Source organism: Providencia sp. TYF-12 (assembly GCF_041344805.1).
GTDB classification, from domain to species: Bacteria; Pseudomonadota; Gammaproteobacteria; order Enterobacterales; family Enterobacteriaceae; genus Providencia; species Providencia huashanensis.
In genome coordinates this window covers 1775478-1796100 of the sequence record NZ_CP166833.1, presented here as the reverse complement: position 1 = coordinate 1796100, position 20623 = coordinate 1775478, and the positions used below count along the sequence as shown (strand labels likewise).

The following is a 20623-nucleotide window of genomic DNA, read 5'->3' as shown; positions in this document are numbered from 1 at the left end:
TGAGGAATTATGACCTTAAATGTTCATTTAATATTAAAAGGAAGACAATGATGGGGTTTAAACAGTCATTAATTGATAATAATTCAATCCAGCTACAAGCATCCGCAACCAACTGGCGTGATGCCATTAAAATCGGTACGGATATGCTGGTCGCTTCTGGCGCAATCAAACCCGCCTACCATGATGCGATTATCAGTAGCGTCGAAAAACTCGGTCCTTACATTTGTATCGCGCCCAATCTCGCACTTCCCCATGCTAGGCCTGAAGATGGTGTGATCCGCACGGCTTTTGCCCTTGTCACATTAGAAAGCCCCATTATTTTTGATGGGGAAGAGGAACCCGTCGATGTGCTGATCACTCTTGCTGGCAGTTCATCAGATGAACACATGGAAGGCTTAATGGAAGTCACTCGCGTTCTTGATGATGAAGACAGTGAAACAGGCGTTGACCTCAATAAATTGCGCCGCTGTCGAACGATTGATGATGTTTATCAGGTTATTGATCAAGCATTATGCTAATTTAATGATAACAAAAGAAAATCACTAATTAGCTATAGAGGTAATCCACTATGTATAAAGTATTAGCACTTGATTTGGATGGCACCGTACTCACTCAGGATCACACAATTCACCCTGAAGTCAGACAAGCCATTCAGGCAGCAACAAAGCAATGTCACGTTATGATTGTAACGGGACGCCATCATACCGCTGCTCGCCCTTATTATGATGAGCTAGGGCTAACCACGCCTATTATTTGTTGCAATGGTACTTATATCTATGATTACCAAAACGAAAAAGTTATCACGCACAATGCACTCACCAAACAAAATGCACTCACTTTTATCGAACTCGCGCAACAAGACAAGCTGAAAATGGTGATGTATATCACTGATGCCATGGTGTATTCAAAAGTCGATCCTATCGATTACATGAATGCAATGGAGCAATGGGCTAACGACCCAACAATGGCCCATCCACCCAAAATTTATCGTATTGATTCATTTGAAGAACAAGTCCAGCACGCTGACTATATTTGGAAGTTTGTTGTCGAAGGTGAACCCGCTACATTACAACGTTTCTTGAATTCCCCTTGGATAAAACAAACTTTTAATGCAGAAAAGTCATGGTCAAACCGTTTCGATTTCGCCGCTAAAGGCAATAATAAAGGAATACGTTTAGCTGAACACCTTAACTCTCTGGGGTATCAACCAAACCAAGTTATCGCTGTCGGCGATAATCACAACGATATCTCCATGATTGAGCTAGCGGGCTTAGGAGTTGCAATGAAGAATGCCGATGATACCGTGAAATCCCACGCAGATGTCGTTTGTGCTACAGATAACAATGGTGATGGCCTTGCGCGTTTGATACGTGAAAATATTCTAGGACAATCACAATGACCAAACCTTTGATCCAAATTGCATTAGACCAAACTGACTTACAATCCGCTTTAAACGTCGCTGAAAATGTGCACTCCTTTGTCGATATTATTGAAGTAGGAACAATTTTAGCCTTTGCGGAAGGAATGAATGCCGTTGCCACGTTACGCAAACAATACCCAAACCATATTATTGTTTGTGATATGAAAACTACCGATGGCGGTGCCATTCTTTCCCGTATGGCCTTTGAGGCTGGTGCAGATTGGATCACCGTTTCCGCGGCGGCTCATATCGCCACTATCGCCGCCTGTAAAAAAGTCGCCGATGAATTTAACCGGGAAATCCAAATCGAAATCTATGGTAATTGGACATTTGAAGATGCTAAAAACTGGGTTGAACTTGGTATCTCACAAGCCATATACCACCGGTCTCGTGATGCTGAACTCGCTGGTATTGGTTGGACTAACGAAGATATCGAAAAAATGCGTCAGCTTTCTGACCTTGGGCTAGAACTGTCTATCACTGGCGGTATCGTTCCTGAGGATATCCACTTATTCAATGGCATCAAAGCGAAAGCGTTTATCGCTGGGAGAGCCTTAGTTGGTGATACAGGGAAGCAGACCGCAGAAGCATTGCGTGAACAAATCAATCGCTTTTGGAAATAGTGTTTTCTCCCCTACTCGCTAAAAAAACAGGCCAGAAGAAAAATCAACTGGCCTGATAAACAACCTTAATTAACTATTAACCTAATTGTTTACGTGCATTACGGAAAATTCGCATCCATGGGCTATCTTCTCCCCAGTTTTCAGGGTGCCATGAGTTACTCACCGTACGGAAAACACGCTCTGGGTGAGGCATCATAATAGTGGCTCGCCCATCTTTTGTGGTAACCGAAGTGATTCCATTAACTGACCCATTCGGGTTAGCTGGATACTGCTCAGTCACTTGACCATAATTATTCACAAAACGCATGGCTACTAGCCCATTGTCTTCTAACTGCTGTAAATGTGCCGCACCACGAGCCTCTACCTGCCCCTCGCCATGAGAAACCGCTATCGCCATGCGAGAGCCAGCCATATTTTGCAGCAATAATGACGGGCTATTCGCAATTTCAACTAAACTAAAGCGGGCTTCAAAACGTTCTGAACGGTTACGAACAAAACGTGGCCAGTACTCTGCTCCTGGGATCAGCTCATGTAAGTTTGACATCATTTGGCAACCATTACAGACCCCTAAGGATAAGGTATCAGGACGATTAAAGAATGCCGCAAACTCATCACGAACTTTATTATTGAACAAAATTGATTTTGCCCAACCTTCCCCCGCCCCTAATACATCACCATAAGAGAAGCCGCCACAAGCTACCAGTGTTTGGAATTGACTCAGGGATAAATTCCCCGCTAACAAGTCACTCATATGAACATCAACCGCATCAAAACCTGCACGGTCAAAAGCGGCTGCCATTTCAACATGAGAGTTAACACCTTGTTCGCGCAATACCGCCACTTTTGGACGTACGCCTGATAAAATATATGGCGCAGCGACGTCATCTTCAATATCAAAAGTCAGATGAGCATGTAAACCAGGGTCTTGGTCATCTTGTTTCATCGCGTGCTCTTCATCAGCACACACTTCGTTATCACGCAGACGTTGCATTTGCCATGTTGTTTCAGCCCACCATTGGCGCAGTTGGCTACGAGAGCCATGATAAACCACCGTATCGCGACTATTAATTATCACCGCATCATCTTGCGTCGCCGTCCCCAAATAATGAACACAAGAGGCCAAGCCAGCCTGAGCAAAGCATTCTTCTACATAAGATTTATCCGCGCCATTAATTTGGATCACAGCTCCAAGTTCTTCATTGAATAACGCGGCAAGAGTGTCTTCATCGAATGAGCTAATATCAACATTGATCCCACAGTGCCCTGCAAAAGCCATTTCCGCTAATGTGACAAACAAACCGCCATCTGAACGGTCGTGATAAGCGAGTAATTTTTGCTCTGATAATAATTTCTGCACAGTATTAAAGAAGCCGAGCAGCAACTCAGGGCTGCGTACATCAGGGGCTTTGTTGCCTAATTGGCGATAAACTTGTGCGAGTGCAGAACCACCTAATGCATTGTGGCCTTGACCAAGGTCAATCAATAATAATGCGTTATCTGTCGATGTTTTTAATTCAGGAGTCACTGTTAAACGCACATCTTCTACACGCCCAAATGCAGTGATCACCAATGAGAGTGGTGACGTCATTTCACGTTCCTCACCCTCATGTTGCCAACGTGTTTTCATTGACATTGAGTCTTTACCAACAGGGATGGTTAACCCTAATGCAGGGCAAAGCTCTTCACCGACGGCTTTAACTGCTTCATATAACCCAGCATCTTCCCCTGGATGCCCTGCTGCCGCCATCCAGTTTGCTGACAATTTGACGCGTTTTAAATCTTGAACGTAAGAACAGGCGATATTTGTTAACGCTTCACCGACAGCCATACGTGCAGAGGCCGCGAAATCTAATAGTGCTACCGGCGTTCTTTCGCCGATAGACATCGACTCACCATAGTAGCTATCTAAGCTTGCTGTTGTTACTGCGCAATCTGCAACAGGGATCTGCCATGGCCCGACCATTTGGTCGCGAGCGACCATCCCGGTAACGGTACGGTCACCAATCGTAATTAAGAACGTTTTCTCAGCCACCGCAGGTAAATGAAGTACACGTTTAACCGCTTCATTTAGGTTAATCGTTGTTCTATCTAATGCATCGGCTTCTGCTTTCAGGGTTTTCACATCCCTAAGCATTTTCGGCGTTTTACCCAGCAGCACATCCAACGGCATATCAATAGGTTGATTATTAAAATGCTGGTCATTTAGCGTTAAATGGCGTTCTTCTGTTGCTTCACCAATCACTGCAAATGGCGCACGCTCACGCTCACAAATTGCCGTAAATACAGGAAGCTGTTCTGGTGAAACCGCCATAACATAGCGTTCTTGTGACTCATTACACCACACTTCTAATGGGCTCATTCCCGGCTCATCATTGAGGATTTTACGCAGTTCAAAGCGACCTCCACGGCCCCCATCACTGACTAGCTCAGGCATAGCATTTGACAGACCACCAGCGCCCACATCATGAATAAATAAGATTGGGTTATCATCACCAAGCTGCCAACACCTATCGATAACCTCTTGGCAGCGACGCTCCATCTCTGCATTATCACGTTGCACGGAGGCAAAATCTAAATCAGCATCGGATTGACCTGACGCCATAGATGATGCAGCACCTCCCCCTAAACCAATATTCATGGAAGGGCCGCCAAGTACTACTAATTTAGCACCTACGGTGATCTCACCTTTTTGAACATGGTCCGCTCGGATATTACCAATACCGCCCGCTAGCATAATTGGTTTGTGGTAGCCTCGTAATTCTTCACCATTATGGCTGTTAACTTTTTCTTCATAGGTACGGAAGTAACCCAATAACGCAGGACGGCCAAACTCATTATTAAATGCCGCCCCCCCAAGAGGCCCTTCCATCATAATGTCCAGCGCAGTAACAATCCGCTCAGGTTTACCGAAATCCTCTTCCCATGGCTGTTCAAAACCCGGAATTCGTAAGTTAGAAACAGAAAAACCAACTAAGCCTGCTTTTGGTTTTGCACCACGACCTGTGGCCCCTTCATCACGAATTTCACCACCAGACCCTGTTGCAGCACCAGGCCACGGAGAGATTGCCGTTGGGTGGTTGTGTGTCTCTACTTTCATTAAAATATGTGCATCTTCTTGATGATAACGATAAGTGCGCCCTTCTGGATCAGGGAAGAAGCGGCCAACTGATGAGCCTTCCATTACCGCAGCATTATCTTTATATGCAGATAAAACGTGATCAGGTGTTTTCTCAAAGGTATTTTTAATCATTTTAAACAGCGATTTCGGCTGTTCTTCACCGTCAATAACCCAATCTGCGTTAAAAATTTTATGGCGGCAGTGTTCTGAGTTTGCTTGTGCAAACATATATAATTCAACGTCTGTTGGGTTACGCTTCAAGCCTGTAAAAGCATTTAGCAGATAATCTATTTCATCATCAGCCAATGCTAACCCCATTTCTTTATTTGCTGTTTCTAATGCAAGGCGTCCACCAGCAATAATATCAACCACTTTCATGGGAGCTGGTTGTTGATGCGCAAACAACGCACTGGCTTGTTCAAAAGAAGAAAAAATAGTTTCCATCATGCGGTCATGCAAAATAGTGATTACATCATGCCATTGTTCTTGGGTTAAGTTGTCCCCTTGAACATAGTAAGCAATTCCGCGTTCAATACGTTTCACTTGAGTAAGACCGCAGTTATGCGCGATATCCGTTGCTTTAGAAGACCATGGAGAAATCGTCCCCGGACGTGGGGTCACTAGAATCAGCTTACCGAATGGGTCATGCTCCGCCAGAGAAGGACCATACTTTAACAAACTGCTCAGTTTGCCTTGCTCACTTTCACTTAACGGCGCTGACAGCTCAGCAAAGTGCATATATTCAGCATAAATATCCGTAACAGGGAGCTGTTTTTCTGCGAACAGCGCCAAAAGGCGGGTAATACGAAATGCTGATAGAGCAGGTGAACCACGCAAAATTTCCATAGTCTTAATTTCTCTCTTTTAAACGCCAGCCCTGAACATGAAAGCAGGGAAACCGAAGGACATTATAGAGCAATGTTCATCAATACGAAACCGTTTGCGTGATTAAAAATGAAGCGGTTAGTTAAATATTATTATGTGCTAAATACGATAATATAGGTTGCACCGATCTTGATTGTTAAGCAAAATAGCCAACCACTGGAATTATAACCATTACTTAGCCATACTCTTTTTAGGTATACCAGCACCAGTTAATGCACGAGAAACTATTATTTGAATAACTTAAAAGTTAACTATCTAATCATCCTAGTTATCACGCTACTGGCTACAATGGTCATTGGTTTTAACGTCCGTTGGCCAAATACACAAGATTCACAAATTAATAGAATTATATCTCAAGGTGAATTACGTATTAGTGCTGTTAGCTCACCACTTATCTATATAGATGAGCAAAAACAGTTGCGCGGATTTGACTATGAACTCGCCCAAGGGTTTGCCTCATATCTTGGTGTTAAACTAAAAATCACCATTCGCCCAAATTTTGAGCAGATTTTTGATGATCTTGAAAATGGGGATGCAGATATCGCTGTCGCTGGGCTACTGTATAATAAAGAAAGGTTAGCAAAAACTAAAACTGGGCCAAGTTACCTTAATGTCACCCAGCAACTCGTATATAGAAAGGGAACCACGAGGCCAAAATCTTTCAATGATATTGATGGCAAACTACTGGTCACCTCTGGTACCGCCCATGCTAGCACGCTAAAGGAACTTGCTAAGGAATACCCAAATCTAAAATGGGAAGAAACATCTCAATATACTACAAATCAAATACTTGAGATGCTAGCTGATGGTGAAATTGATTATACACTAGAAGATTCTATCGCCATCGCTTTACAGCAGCGCATCCATCCTCAAATTGCTGTCGCTTTTGACCTATTAGATGACCATGCTGTTACCTGGTATATGCGACGTAGTCAAGAAAATAGCTTAGATGCCGCATTACTGGACTTTTTCAATCTCAGCAATGAAAGTGAATTATTAGCACGGTTAAATGAAAAGTATTTTAGCCACGTAGAGTCATTCGATTACTTTGATACCATGGCATTTATTAAAGCTATCGATAATAAACTACCTGACTACCAACCTTTATTTGAAAAATATGCCCAAGAGATAGATTGGAAACTACTCGCAGCAATTGCATGGCAAGAATCTCACTGGGACCCCCTTGCAACTTCTCCTACCGGGGTTCGTGGCTTAATGATGTTAACAAAACCAACGGCAGCAACGATGGGAATTGCCGATAGGTTAGACGCAGAAGAAAGTATTAAAGGCGGTGCTGCTTATATTGCTTATATAATGGACCGGTTACCCGAAAGCATCGCAGAAGATGACCGAATTTGGTTCGCTCTTTCAGCTTATAATATGGGATATGGCCATATGCAGGATGTGCGTAAACTAACGGAAATGCTAGGTGGGGACCCAAATCGGTGGTTTGATGTTAAAGCACGGTTACCATTACTGACCCAAAAGAAATATTATTCACAGCTAACCTATGGCTATGCTCGTGGACATGAGGCTTATCGCTATGTTGAAAATATTCGTCGATATCATCAAAGCCTAGTCGGTTATTTGCAAAGCCGAGAAAGAAAACAACATACGCTTGATATTGCTCAAAAGTCATTAACTTACTTGATTTCGCCTGATAACTTAAAAACTACAGGGGCTAACCCAACTGAAAATCAGTCACCTATTACAGAAAAAGTTAGCATTAAAAACCTGGGGGCGATGAGCTCCTCTAACCAAACACCTAAAATCCATAACATGGAAAAGCTATCCTTAGGCCATTATTTGATTTCGCCTTATTCATTACAAGATGAAACAGAGACTGATAACCCAGTGCCAGTTCCACCACTTAAATCCCCAGATAACCCGCTTTAAACCTACGAATTAATAGCAAATCGGATAGTGAAATAACACCGCTAACTCTGTTGACGCTTTTGTGCTTTTTTCTGCTCTCTGCGCATTTTAAAAAAAGCACTAAGCATTGAAGAACACTTTTCGGCTAAGACTCCGCCAGTCACATCCACATAATGATTTAACCCAGCTTGCCCCATAATATTAATATAAGAACCACAAGCCCCTGTTTTAAAATCTTTAGCGCCATACACGACACGACCAATTCGGCTGTGAATTATCGCTCCTGCACACATGATGCAAGGCTCTAATGTGACATATAATGTGGTATCTAATAAACGGTAGTTGCTCAGAGCTTGCCCTGCTTGTTGCAAAGCAATAATTTCAGCATGGGCTGTCGGGTTGTGGTCAATAATGGAACGATTCCAGCCTGAAGCAATTAGTTGATTATCTTTAACAAGTAACGCCCCCACCGGGATTTCGCCTATCTCTTGCGCTTTCAACGCTAGCTCTAGGGCTTGTTGCATCCAAAACTCATCAATTTCTATTTGCGTCACTCTTACCTCTGTTCAATACATTTTATGTATTGATTATCCCGAAATGTTAGAGTGACTGCAATTTGAAATAGTCGACACCCGTATCATCTTCAGCTAATTGCTAAAAATAGCTAATTTTGCGGCAAACCCCATGAAGAACGCCCCAACCGTACAGTTTCCTAACTTCGCCAGCACTTGTTTTTCACGTAAAAAACGCGCAATTAAGTAACCACTAAAAATCAGTAAGCTCAGATATAAAAAGCTAACAGCTTCCAAAATGGTGGCTAATACCAAGTAAGGTACCCATGCATGAGAATAATTAAAATCTATAAACTGAATAAAAAATGAAATATAAAATAAAATGGCCTTAGGGTTAGTTAAACTGAGTACTAAAGCCCGAGTGAAATATTTCTCAGCTTTAATTTCTATCGTACTTTGTTCAGAAGACATTGATTTCTTTTGTAAAAAAGTGGCATACAAAATTTTGCAGCCTAAATACAATAAATAAGCAGCCCCTAAGTAACGAACAATGGTGAATAGAGTCGGTGATGCTTTAATCAGTGATGCGACACCAATAAAAGAAAGGAAAATCAGGATTGCATCCCCAGTAAATACCCCTATTGCAGCGCGGTACCCTGCTCGAGTACCATGTGATGTACTTGTTTTTAATATATAAAGCGAGTTTGGCCCCGGTACAATGATAATTAATATTAACCCTGCCAAATACGTCCAAAAATTCAATACACCTAGGTTTTCAAACATAGCCATACCCTAATAATTTTTTATTATTACTACCATAACTTTTGTTATCTGAAAATATTTATTCAAGTGAATGTTATCGGTAAATATTAATCACTTAATTTTCTTTTACATTCAAGGTTAATAATTCAACTCAATTTTTATCAGCAATTTAATTGGCGATATATCAATAACTACTTCATGCATAACAAGTTATTTAGGGGAGGTCGTTCCTCATAATTAATAACTTTAGCCACTTCGTCAGATAAAGGAGCATAGATTATGAGTAAGCAGTCCCTCAAATTTGAGTGAAATACCTGACAACAGGTAAGGGCTAAATTACTTGTACATTGCTTCATTTATAGTACCGGACACATTGTCCAGATCAATACAATTGAATGTTAGTGTTCTATCCTCCATCAACACCCTAATAGAATATAACTTCTCCATTGAAGCCCCTATTTTCTGTGGATACACAGCATAAGGTATTAATTGTTCTTTTTGCCACTCTTTGCAAGATTTAAAATCACCTAGCCCTTTAACTTTTATGAGTTGCTTATAAGGGCTTACTACTTCTGGCTTTTTATTGTTATCTAACATCGCCTGTAGTTCATCCAAGCTGTAGGTAGTCGCCATTACAGACGATTGAAAACATATGAACAACACAACTGCTAGTATCCTTTTCATCTCACACCATCCCATTAATTAATTTCAGTGATGTTAGCGTAGAGGAAATGCAAATTGAAGCAAACCTGCCGAGTTTCGCTAGACACACTTAAACTAATTACCTTTACATAACTTGTAACCCATTTAACCTTCATTTGATAGCATCCCGTTTTATACATCACAATGGAGTGTTTTTTTATGCGCAAATATATTGCACCTTTAGCTGTAATTTCAGTCACACTATCTACGTTCGCTATGGCCAATTCCATACAAACTTCATCTGAATCGGTAGAAGTCAAAGAGGGTGTTATCAATGCTCCTGAAATCACTATCAAATTAAACGGGAAGCAATCTAGCAATGAACCACAGGAAAAAATTATTGTAGAAGCTGATTCTATCGAAATTGTCGATGGAGAACTTCGAGCTAAAGGCGCTAAGTTATATGAGCAGGATAAGAAAATAGAATCGAATAAATAATTTATTGCTCAAGCTAGCTAGATCATCTATGGCTTGGGCAACAAAAACCTGCCAAAGCAGGTTCACTTTATCTTTTAGTCTTGCCAACATTATTCTGATTAGTTTTGTTTTTTCTCACACAATTGACAGAGACTCGCCTAACTTACTACCTTTTAAATTCATCTGTTTCAGAAGCTCCGCATATATAGTAACCTTACCTGCTTTACTGAAATCAATGCATAGATAGTGTGATTCTTCGTATTTAGATCGACGTAGCTTGTTAAGATGATTTAAAATGATCTTAGCGGCAGTAACACAAACCCTCATGTGTGTACTTGTATAAGTGGGCTTGCATGGCTCCTAGCGCAGTAAAGCACCTAAATATTCATCAACTGATGGTGATTTTAAGTTTTGTGTTGCTTTATCCGACATTACTGACATTGAAATGCCCCTATATAACAAAGCACTCTACTTTAAGTGCACTCACTAGGTATTTTCTAAGCTATAAAAAGGGATGCGTTGAGTTTTGTGTTACGAATTTAGATTTTTCAATATGAAATATACTGTATAAAATCACAAATACCAGACGAAAGTAACGAATAAGTGCAAGGTATAAGTTGCTAATTATTAACTTATTTAAGTGTAAATTATTGATATGTCATTATTAATTACTAAAAAATGTATCAACTGCGATATGTGTGAGCCAGAATGCCCAAATGATGCAATTTTTATGGGCGATGAAATTTATGAAATTGACTCCAGCCTGTGTACTGAATGCGTAGGCCATTATGACAAACCTACGTGTCAATCTGTCTGCCCGATAACAAACACAATCATCACCGACCCTCAACATATTGAAACTGAAGAACAGTTATGGGACAAATTTGTTGCAATTCACCACGCTGATAAAATTTAACCCCAATTAACCTCCCCTCGCTATTGAGCTTTAATGCTTAGAAAGCTGCCAGTAGATTTTCTGGCAGCTAGGCATAGCATTATTTAAAGATTACTTTCAATAATGACTGTAGCAGCGGCATAGTGGCGTTCGTCTGTAATCGAAACATGGAAATGTGTTGCTTTTAAGCTACCTGCAAGTTCCAGCGCAGCGCCATTTAAGTTAAGTAATGGCTTACCCAATTTATCATTTGTCACTTCGAATTGGGTAAATGCTAAACCATTGCGTATTCCTGTGCCTAATGCTTTTGCAGCAGCCTCTTTGACTGCAAAACGTTTTGCCAAAAAACGCGCTGGCTTTGATTGTTTTTGGTATTGAACGAACTCGCTTTCTGTCAGTATCCTGTTCGCTAGGCTGTCACCTGTGCGTTCAATTGCAGACTCAATGCGTGCTATTTCAACAATATCTGTACCTAACCCTACAATCGCCATTATTTACGCGCTTCTAATAATATTTTTTTCATATCAGCAACGGCTTGTGCTAACCCGCTAAATAAAGCACGACCAATGATTGCATGACCAATATTTAGCTCATAAATTTCCGGTAATTGGGCAATACGCTGAACATTATGGTAAGTCAACCCGTGACCTGCATTCACTTTAATACCTTTACCTGCGGCATATACCACACCATCACGAATACGACGAAATTCTAACTCTTGCTCTTGTTCTGTTTTCGCATCTGCATAAGCCCCAGTATGGATCTCAATAAATGGTGCCCCACACTCTTGTGCCGCATCGATTTGCTCGTGATCTGCATCAATAAATAATGAAACTAAAATACCCGCTTCAGAAAGGCGCTTAACGGCATCAGCTATTTTTTGTTTTTGACCTGCGACATCCAAGCCACCTTCAGTGGTGACTTCTTCACGTTTTTCAGGGACTAAGCAACAAAATGCAGGTTTAATACGGCAGGCTATCTCAACCATTTCATCCGTTACTGCCATTTCAAGATTCATTCGAGTTTGAATGGTTTCATTTAAAAGGGCGACATCTCTATCGGTAATATGGCGACGATCTTCACGTAAATGCACCGTGATGCCATCAGCCCCTGCTTGCTCAGCGACAAAAGCAGCTTGTACAGGGTCGGGATATTGAGTGCCTCTTGCATTCCTAACAGTTGCAATGTGGTCAATATTTACACCTAACAAAAGCTCAGCCATTTTTTTCTCCCAATAAATAAACGATAACAAACAACTCTCCCTTCTATCCTACTGTAATTTGCCGTCTTGAGGGAATAAATCTCTCATCATTCGAGGTGAATTCCAGCTTAATTGCCCTATTTCAATGGTTACACTTTTATTTTGCGAAGCGCTTCGTAGAATTTTATTGAAATGATAAATTCACGTTGTTCAAAGCGAAGACTTTCAGTAAAAATAATAAAAAAGGGGCGAATAACCATAATCAATATATTTAATATATGGGGTCATTCAATCATTAAAATAACAATATATTTAATTGGGCTTATTCTGCACTTTAGGCGAGTAGGTAAATTGGCGAAATAGCTCGCGGCTTTTTAAGGGCTTTCCACCTAAGTAGGGTTTAAGGGCAATGCGAGTGAAGCGTTTGGCTGCTTTCAATGTGTCAGCATCTGGGAATTCTCTACTAGCCAGAGCTTTAAGTTGCTTACCTGTGAAACTGAGCTGGTCAATAATTAAACTACCAATAAAACCTTTTTCTTCACGGTAACGGTAAGTCATAGTATCGGAAACTGGCTCTCCACTGCCTGCACAGTGTAGAAAATCCACCCCATAACCAAGGTAGGAAAGCAGTGCCAATTCAAATTGGCGTAAAGCAAATTCTGGGGTCTGTTCACTTGCTGCGAGTATTTGCAAACAGGAAAGGTAATCAAAAAATAAGGCTGAATAAGGTGTGCCAAATTCTAATACTCGAGCGGTTAATTCATTAAGGTATAAACCGCTATATAAAACCGTCCCCGTTAAAGGTAAAGCCAAGGAAACAGGGTCAGCATTAATGAGTGTTTTGATTTCACCTTTGCCTCCCCAACGGATCAGCAAAGGTGTGAAAGGCTGTAAACAGCCTCTTAATGGTGAGCGGTTACGGCGAGCACCTTTCGCAAGCAAGCGAATTTTCCCTTCACCTTCAGTGAAAAAATCAAGTAATAAGCTTGTCTCACTGTAAGGCCTTGAATGGAGTACAAACGCACGTTGCCAACCACTCATTCTACCACCAATTATTTGAGGTCGTCGACATAACCAAGGCTGCGCAATGCTCTTTCGTCATCAGCCCAACCAGATTTAACTTTAACCCAAAGCTCAAGGTGTACTTTATTATCAAACATTCTTTCCATATCAATACGTGCTTCAGTACCAATGGTTTTCAGTTTGCTACCTTTGTTACCAATCACCATTTTCTTCTGGCCTTCTCGCTCAACCAGAATCAACCCATTGATATGATATATACCCGAATCCGTCACTTTAAATTGTTCAATTTCTACAGTCACTGAGTATGGCAATTCATCCCCAAGAAAACGCATTAGCTTTTCACGGATGATTTCCGATGCCATAAAACGCTGGGAACGGTCGGTGATATAGTCCTCAGGGAAATGGTGAGTCGCTTCAGGTATATGTTGCTTCACAATCTTAGCAATTGTATCTACACCCGTGCCTTTCTCCGCACTGATAGGAACAACATCCAAAAAGTTCATTTTCTGGCTAATCATACCGATATGCGGCAACAATATCGTTTTATCGACCACATTATCAATTTTATTGATCGCTAAAATAACAGGGCAACGTAAGCTAGATAGCTTAGTCAATACCATTTCATCATCAGGCGTCCAATTAGTGCCTTCAACCACAAAAATAACTAATTCCACGTCACCAATTGAGCTCGATGCGGCTCGATTCATTAAACGGTTAATAGCTCGTTTTTCTTCAATATGTAACCCTGGAGTATCTACATAAATAATTTGGTAATTATCTTCTGTATGGATCCCCATAATACGATGGCGAGTCGTCTGAGGCTTTCTCGATGTAATCGAAACTTTTTGCCCCAGTAATTGATTTAATAATGTTGATTTACCAACATTTGGCCGCCCAACTATAGCCACAAAGCCACAGTGGGATTGTAATTCACTCATTCAAGCTCCAAAATTTTCAATGCTTGCTCTGCGGCGGCTTGCTCTGCTTTACGGCGACTTGACCCAACCCCATTAATAGGCTGTTCAATACCGCTGACTTGACAGTGGATCGTAAATTCTTGATCGTGAGCTTCACCTTTTACCTGAACAACTAGATAGTTAGGTAATGGTAAATGACGCCCTTGCAGATATTCTTGTAACCTTGTTTTCGGGTCTTTTTGTTTATCACCCGGACTGATTTCATCCAGTCTACTTTGATACCAATCTAAAATAATTCTTTCGATCGTTTGAATATCACTATCTAAAAAAATACCACCGATCAGTGCTTCAACAGTATCAGCAAGGATAGATTCGCGACGAAACCCACCGCTTTTTAATTCCCCCGGCCCTAAACGCAAGCATTCACCGAGTTCAAATTCACGGGCAATTTCCGCTAATGTATTTCCACGCACAAGTGTTGCTCGCATTCGGCTCATATCACCTTCATCCACTTTAGGGAAACGATGATATAAGTCATTTGCAATAACAAAACTTAATATTGAGTCCCCTAGAAATTCTAGGCGCTCATTGTGTTTGCTGCTTGCGCTTCTATGTGTTAAGGCTTGGATTAATAACTCATTTTGATTGAATTGATAACCAAGCTTACGCTGTAATCTTTCTAGTAAAGAGGGGTTCATGTGCGCCCAACCATTTTTATTTGATAAAAAAGCACACGCAACAGACCTGTAAAATAAGCCATTTTACAAAACTGTTGCGTTTGCACTGACTCCCGAGTCAACCCACATTTTATACAGCTCAGTAGAACTAATTATAAAATACCATTAGTTACCATGCATTATAAAGGAGGGTTAATAATTGGAGAGCCAATAATATTAATTAAACTATATTGTACACTGGGTAAAATAATAATGCTTCGGATTATGCGGATTTTCAAATGAAAACCCGCACAACCACCGTTTGGCAGATCCAATTAATAAGATTATAGTGGACCAATTCGGCTAAAGCGAATACCTGTAGGCCATTCGTTTTCTTGTTTATCCAAACTTAACCAAATAAACACAGCTCGACCAACTAGGTTTTCTTCAGGAACAAAGCCCCACATACGGCTATCTGAACTGTTGTCCCTATTGTCACCCATCATAAAATAATGCTTTTCAGGCACAATCCATTCATTCTTTGGCATACCCGGTTGCAAATACCTTGCTTCAGTAATAGCTTGGCGAATAATTAGGATTTGATGCTCAACGGTGCCTAATTTTTCGCTACGCTCATACTGGCGCAGTGCATTTCTAGGTAATGCTTCGTCCAATGGGATTTCATAATTACCCTTTTGGCTGTCAACAACAGAATCAACATCAAAAAACATCGTCCATTCACTCGGTGCCAATGGACCATAAGTAATAGGGAGTTTTTCCGTGCACTTGTTATCAGCACAATTTGGGTAAATAGTCAGTTCTTTCGCATCTGGGTTATAAACGATTTTATCCCCAGGCATACCAATCACACGTTTTACAAAATCAACATTTGGATCTTTCGGGTATTTAAATACCGCAATATCACCACGTTTAGGTTTACCAGTTTCGATTAATGTCGTCTGCGTAATTGGGTCTTTTAGCCCATAAGCAAATTTCTCAACCAACATAAAGTCGCCAACTAATAAAGTTGGCATCATTGACCCTGAAGGTATTTGGAATGGCTCATAAATAAATGAGCGGACAACCAGCACAATAGCTAACACAGGGAAAATAGATGACCCTGTTTCAAGCCATGAAGGACGGCGAACTGCATTCGCAACATCCGCTTCACTCACTGCACCGTTAGTCGCATCCTGTAATTGCTTTAGCTTCGCTTTACGAGCAGGTGCAAATTTAAACTTGTCTAAACACCATATAATCCCTGTGATTAATGTTGCCAGTGTTAGGATCAAGGCAAAGGTGTTAGCCATTGAGTCTCCTTGTAAACTTAGTTGTCTTTACCAACATGCAATATAGCAAGAAACGCTTCTTGTGGTAATTCAACATTACCTACTTGTTTCATCCGCTTCTTACCATCCTTTTGCTTCTGTAACAGTTTCTTCTTACGGCTAACGTCACCGCCATAACACTTGGCAAGCACGTTTTTACGTAGTTGTTTAACTGTAGAACGAGCAATAATATGGTTACCAATCGCCGCCTGAATCGCAATATCAAATTGTTGGCGAGGTATTAGTTCTTTCATTTTTTCGACAAGTTCACGCCCACGATGTTGTGAATTTCCGCGGTGAGTAATCAAGGCGAGGGCATCAACACGTTCGTTGTTAATAAGAACATCGACCCGCACCATATCCGATGGTTGGAAACGTTTAAATGCGTAATCCAACGATGCATAACCACGAGAGGTTGATTTCAAACGATCGAAGAAGTCCAGAACAACTTCAGACATTGGAATATCATAAGTAAGCGATACTTGATTACCATGATAGACCATATTGGTCTGAACACCACGTTTCTCAACACACAATGTAATCACATTACCTAAATACTCTTTAGGCATCAGCATGTGACATTCTGCAATTGGCTCACGCAGTTCTTCAATATTATTCAATGCAGGTAGCTTCGAAGGGCTATCTACATACACAATTTCACCGTTGGTTTGTTTTACTTCATACACTACCGTTGGTGCAGTAGTAATCAGGTCAAGGTCGTATTCACGCTCTAAACGCTCTTGGATGATTTCCATGTGTAATAAGCCAAGGAAACCACAACGGAAACCAAAACCGAGTGCCGTAGACGTTTCTGGCTCATAGAATAATGATGCATCATTCAGGCTAAGTTTACCAAGGGCGTCACGGAAAGCTTCATAGTCATCAGAGCTTACAGGGAATAAACCTGCATAAACCTGTGGTTTTACTTTTTTAAAGCCAGGCAGCGCTTTTTCAGCAGGATTACGAGCACCTGTTAAAGTATCACCTACTGGTGCCCCAGTGATATCCTTAATCGCACATACTAACCAGCCTACTTCACCACAATTTAATACATCGCGGTCAATTCGCTTCGGTGTAAAAATACCAAGGCGGTCAGCGTTATACACTTGACCTGTACTCATGACTTTGATTTTATCGCCTTTTTTCAAGGAGCCGTTTTTAATACGGATCAATGAAACAACACCTAAATAGTTATCAAACCATGAGTCAATGATTAAGGCTTGCAAAGGCGCATCCGCATCACCTTCTGGTGGGGGGATCTCTTTAACCAGACGCTCAATCACATCTTGAACGCCAATCCCTGTTTTTGCTGAACAGCGAACAGCATCATGTGCATCGAGCCCCACGATATCTTCTATTTCATCCGCAACACGCTCAGGGTCTGCCGCAGGCAAGTCGATTTTGTTCAAAACAGGAACAACTTCTAGGTCCATCTCAATAGCGGTATAACAGTTTGCAAGTGTTTGAGCTTCAACCCCCTGCCCTGCATCAACCACTAACAGGGCACCTTCACATGCTGCTAATGAGCGTGATACTTCATAAGAGAAGTCAACGTGGCCAGGTGTGTCAATGAAATTTAATTGGTATGTTTCACCATCCGCAGCGGTATAATCGAGTGTAACACTCTGTGCTTTAATGGTGATCCCACGCTCACGTTCTAAATCCATTGAGTCTAAAACCTGCGCCGCCATTTCACGATCTGTTAAACCACCACAAATCTGAATAATACGATCTGATAAGGTAGACTTACCATGGTCGATATGAGCAATGATAGAAAAGTTTCTTATGTTATTGATTTTCAAGGTAATATCTTCTTTTAAATTGCCTTACAAAATCAGCTTTGTGCAAATATCGCGACAAAACTAAAATGCTATGATTATCACAAGATTGTTAATTAGCAGCATTTTACATACAAGAACCCACTAACACAAAGATTCAATGTAAAACAACTGTAAACCTGTATAAGGTTAATAAGTTAGTTATCGTAATTTATCGCTAACTCCCCTGTAAAATATACTGTTTTATACCACCGTGCTTATACTATTTTCATTCCTGCTCGAAATAATCTAAAAAGCCAATGAATTGCTAATCATCCATTTATTAATAAGCTTTAAACCGCAAAAGGGAAACTACATGTTTCCCTTTTTAGTGATAGTACCAATTTATATTTCGAATACAACCCATTGAAATTTAGCAATTAACTTGTATCGAAAGCTCTGTCGGAGGTAACCCAATTTGTAAAACCACAGGTTGAAAAGCTTCGTCATCACGCCATTTTGACGCCAACTTACGTGCTATAAAAAAGCCAATTACACCACCAGCCACACCAGACATAGCTATCCAAAACTGTTCTAAGCTAAATGATTGCGCTAGACCTGCAAAAATAAATAACCCTAAAATAGGCGTTAAATAAACTAATAGTGCAGAGCGTATCAGGCTACCTTCTGGAATACCGACCTCAATCTTTTGCCCTACCACCAGTGGCTGTTCAATCGCAATTTCTAATTCATGTTCCGTATTTGGCCCTATTTTACTTAATGCGTAAGAACCACAGGTTTTACGAGCACCGCAACTTCCACAGCCAGATGAAGAACCATAGCGCAATAACGCCCTACCGTTTTGCCAACGGACTACTGTTGCCCACTCTTTTACCATAACTTACTCCCGGAACTGAATACTACCCGCCACGACTTGTGCGGTTGCCAACGGTAATTCACCGATGATAGTGACCACATGTTGTTTTTGCGCCATCGTATAAATTGTCCGACGCCCATTTTGTAAGGGTTGATCTAACAACGGGCCTTTTACAGATTTTGTCACATTAACAGAAAAGGTAAATAGACCATCACTAAACATCGCCGTTTCGACTATATCGTCTTCAGCTAATTTACGTGAAGAGCGCGATATTTCTTCGAAGCCTGGTGGCAACATACCGATTTGCCACTTAAATGAGGGATTCCCATTTTTGGGCGAAATCAATAAAGGCGGCATATTTACCTTGCTCAAGGTAAGCAACGAATCTTTCACTGTTTTGCTATCTAGTACCGTTGAGATCACACGAAATTGTTCAAGTGTTTGACTATTATTATCGAGAAGATCGATACGTAATGGTAATTTCGTTTCTTCATCGATCAATACTACATAGTTAAAACGTGAATTGTCTTTCGATATTATGCGGATCACTAATGCAGGTCGGTCACCAATATGAGTGCGCCCTGCATCAATAAAATTATAATACGGTTTAATTTGTTGATAATTAGCAAAAATTACCGAAGGTAAGTTATCAACAATATTTTTGCCATTTAAGCTAAATGCATCAAACCCTGGCTCAAAATAGCTAATGCTGTCACCTTTTTGCACAATTTCACGTCGTGACGAATCCATCTGGATCATCTGAGAAACAGGCTTACCATCAATAATAGTATGGCGATAACGTACAGGAGTAATTGATTGAGGGTTAAATGTCACAAATGACATTTCATAAGAGAGAGCTTGGGCAGCATTTCCCATTTCTTTAAAAAGAACATCGGCATCTTGTTCAGATGCCGAAGCTTGATTAGAAACAATCAGGCTGCCCGTCAGGCAGATGACGGATAACCATTTATTCATTATTGCAATTTAACTCCTGCTGAAGACGCAGCTTGTGCAGGTTCTTGATATTGCTGATTCTGATTCAACATTGAGCGTCTTTCAATTTCATACTGCTGCAACATTGCATTAATACGTTGATTTTGCTGCTCAACTTGTTGCAGTTGTTGCTCGTTACCAAACAGTTGATTATCAGATATATTTAAGCTTACTGGCGCACCACTTCCTACTGGAATTGTGTTAAACATAGGCTCATCAACTGGTGAATCAACAGCATCACTTTGATTATATTGTTGAACACCAACAATCACAGCCAATGAAACACAAGCTGCCACACCAATTTGGGTTAATTGGCTCGCCCAAGGACGAATTTTGCCCCAGAATGGGAAGCTTCCCCAAGTCGCAGGTTCAGGCTGCGATTCAACAACTACCTGAGGATTAATACGCACAGCTTCATTCTCTAGTGCTGCCGCAACTTTACTAGCAATATCAAAATGCATGACCTCGCTAGTTTCGTTACGTAGAGTATCACGAATAAGATGATAGCTCTCCCAACGTTGCTTTAACGTTGAATCACGTGAAATGGCGTTTACTAGTTCTAAATCTAGAACTTCGCCATCCATCATTGCGGAAAGTTTCTCTCTTTGCATGCCCAATTACCTTCAGTTAATTGCATCACAATTATAGTTAATTGACTGATT

The 20623-nt window shown here is 40.9% G+C and carries 20 protein-coding genes; 6 read left to right on the top strand and 14 right to left on the bottom strand.

Annotation, left to right across the window (positions count from 1 at the left end; all coding sequences use genetic code 11):
- Positions 1-50 precede the first annotated feature (50 nt).
- From ABE954_RS07995 to ABE954_RS07985, 3 genes are read left to right on the top strand one after another with little or no spacing between them, the layout of a single operon-like run.
- The gene (locus ABE954_RS07995) at positions 51-518 is read left to right on the top strand and encodes a PTS sugar transporter subunit IIA (RefSeq protein ID WP_042844695.1); all 468 of its coding nucleotides are present in this window, start codon (positions 51-53) and stop codon (positions 516-518) included.
- Between the two features lie 50 nt (positions 519-568).
- On the top strand, positions 569-1399 hold the full coding sequence (locus ABE954_RS07990; RefSeq protein WP_048607865.1) for a Cof-type HAD-IIB family hydrolase: 831 nt from the start codon (positions 569-571) through the stop codon (positions 1397-1399).
- On the top strand, positions 1396-2043 hold the full coding sequence (locus tag ABE954_RS07985) for a 3-keto-L-gulonate-6-phosphate decarboxylase UlaD (protein ID WP_129466138.1): 648 nt from the start codon (positions 1396-1398) through the stop codon (positions 2041-2043). Before ABE954_RS07990 ends, ABE954_RS07985 begins: the two co-directional genes overlap by 4 nt.
- 76 nt (positions 2044-2119) lie before the next feature.
- Here ABE954_RS07985 and purL read toward each other — a convergent pair whose 3' ends face one another.
- Entirely contained in the window at positions 2120-6007 is a 3888-nt protein-coding gene (gene purL / locus ABE954_RS07980) for a phosphoribosylformylglycinamidine synthase (RefSeq protein ID WP_166686821.1), read from the bottom strand.
- A 327-nt stretch (positions 6008-6334) separates the two neighbouring features.
- Between purL and mltF the strand changes: the two genes are divergently transcribed.
- Entirely contained in the window at positions 6335-7942 is a 1608-nt protein-coding gene (mltF, locus tag ABE954_RS07975; protein WP_238563552.1) for a membrane-bound lytic murein transglycosylase MltF, read from the top strand.
- Positions 7943-7983: 41 nt separating this feature from the next.
- Here mltF and tadA read toward each other — a convergent pair whose 3' ends face one another.
- From tadA to ABE954_RS07960, 3 genes are all read right to left on the bottom strand, one after another.
- Positions 7984-8475 carry a tRNA adenosine(34) deaminase TadA gene (gene tadA, locus ABE954_RS07970; protein ID WP_042844704.1) on the bottom strand — a complete coding sequence of 164 codons (492 nt, stop codon included), beginning with the start codon at positions 8473-8475 and terminating at the stop codon, positions 7984-7986.
- Positions 8476-8568: 93 nt separating this feature from the next.
- Positions 8569-9216, bottom strand: a complete 648-nt coding sequence (leuE, locus tag ABE954_RS07965) for a leucine efflux protein LeuE (protein ID WP_371025845.1) — start codon at positions 9214-9216, stop codon at positions 8569-8571.
- Positions 9217-9531: 315 nt separating this feature from the next.
- Positions 9532-9879, bottom strand: coding sequence for a hypothetical protein (locus ABE954_RS07960; protein WP_042844706.1), 348 nt, complete (start codon positions 9877-9879; stop codon positions 9532-9534).
- A 177-nt stretch (positions 9880-10056) separates the two neighbouring features.
- Between ABE954_RS07960 and ABE954_RS07955 the strand changes: the two genes are divergently transcribed.
- Positions 10057-10335 (top strand): hypothetical protein, encoded by a 279-nt coding sequence (locus ABE954_RS07955; RefSeq protein WP_042844707.1) that lies wholly within the window; start codon positions 10057-10059, stop codon positions 10333-10335.
- A 634-nt stretch (positions 10336-10969) separates the two neighbouring features.
- The gene (locus ABE954_RS07950) at positions 10970-11230 is read left to right on the top strand and encodes a YfhL family 4Fe-4S dicluster ferredoxin (RefSeq protein WP_042844708.1); all 261 of its coding nucleotides are present in this window, start codon (positions 10970-10972) and stop codon (positions 11228-11230) included.
- A gap of 83 nt (positions 11231-11313) precedes the next feature.
- Here the strand turns inward: ABE954_RS07950 and acpS are convergent, their stop codons facing one another.
- From acpS to rseA, 10 genes are all read right to left on the bottom strand, one after another.
- Positions 11314-11700: a holo-ACP synthase gene (acpS, locus tag ABE954_RS07945; RefSeq protein ID WP_042844709.1), complete on the bottom strand. Its 387-nt coding sequence runs from the start codon at positions 11698-11700 to the stop codon at positions 11314-11316.
- Positions 11700-12431 (bottom strand): pyridoxine 5'-phosphate synthase, encoded by a 732-nt coding sequence (gene pdxJ / locus ABE954_RS07940; RefSeq protein ID WP_042844710.1) that lies wholly within the window; start codon positions 12429-12431, stop codon positions 11700-11702. Before pdxJ ends, acpS begins: the two co-directional genes overlap by 1 nt.
- Before the next feature lie 291 nt (positions 12432-12722).
- Positions 12723-13451 carry a DNA repair protein RecO gene (recO, locus tag ABE954_RS07935; RefSeq protein WP_129466143.1) on the bottom strand — a complete coding sequence of 243 codons (729 nt, stop codon included), beginning with the start codon at positions 13449-13451 and terminating at the stop codon, positions 12723-12725.
- A gap of 11 nt (positions 13452-13462) precedes the next feature.
- Positions 13463-14371: a GTPase Era gene (era, locus tag ABE954_RS07930; RefSeq protein WP_042844713.1), complete on the bottom strand. Its 909-nt coding sequence runs from the start codon at positions 14369-14371 to the stop codon at positions 13463-13465.
- A complete protein-coding gene (gene rnc, locus ABE954_RS07925) occupies positions 14368-15048 on the bottom strand; it encodes a ribonuclease III (protein ID WP_042844714.1) in 681 nt (226 codons plus the stop codon). The genes era and rnc overlap by 4 nt, the downstream gene beginning before the upstream one ends.
- A 302-nt stretch (positions 15049-15350) precedes the next feature.
- Positions 15351-16316 (bottom strand): signal peptidase I, encoded by a 966-nt coding sequence (gene lepB, locus ABE954_RS07920; protein WP_042844715.1) that lies wholly within the window; start codon positions 16314-16316, stop codon positions 15351-15353.
- Between the two features lie 17 nt (positions 16317-16333).
- Complete coding sequence (gene lepA, locus ABE954_RS07915) at positions 16334-18130, bottom strand: translation elongation factor 4 (protein WP_042845371.1); 1797 nt, start codon at positions 18128-18130, stop codon at positions 16334-16336.
- 394 nt (positions 18131-18524) lie between these two features.
- Positions 18525-18989: a SoxR-reducing system protein RseC gene (gene rseC, locus ABE954_RS07910; protein WP_042844716.1), complete on the bottom strand. Its 465-nt coding sequence runs from the start codon at positions 18987-18989 to the stop codon at positions 18525-18527.
- 3 nt (positions 18990-18992) lie between these two features.
- The gene (gene rseB / locus ABE954_RS07905; protein WP_371025844.1) at positions 18993-19943 is read right to left on the bottom strand and encodes a sigma-E factor regulatory protein RseB; all 951 of its coding nucleotides are present in this window, start codon (positions 19941-19943) and stop codon (positions 18993-18995) included.
- Positions 19943-20572, bottom strand: coding sequence for an anti-sigma-E factor RseA (gene rseA, locus ABE954_RS07900; protein ID WP_042844719.1), 630 nt, complete (start codon positions 20570-20572; stop codon positions 19943-19945). The genes rseB and rseA overlap by 1 nt, the downstream gene beginning before the upstream one ends.
- Positions 20573-20623: the final 51 nt, after the last annotated feature.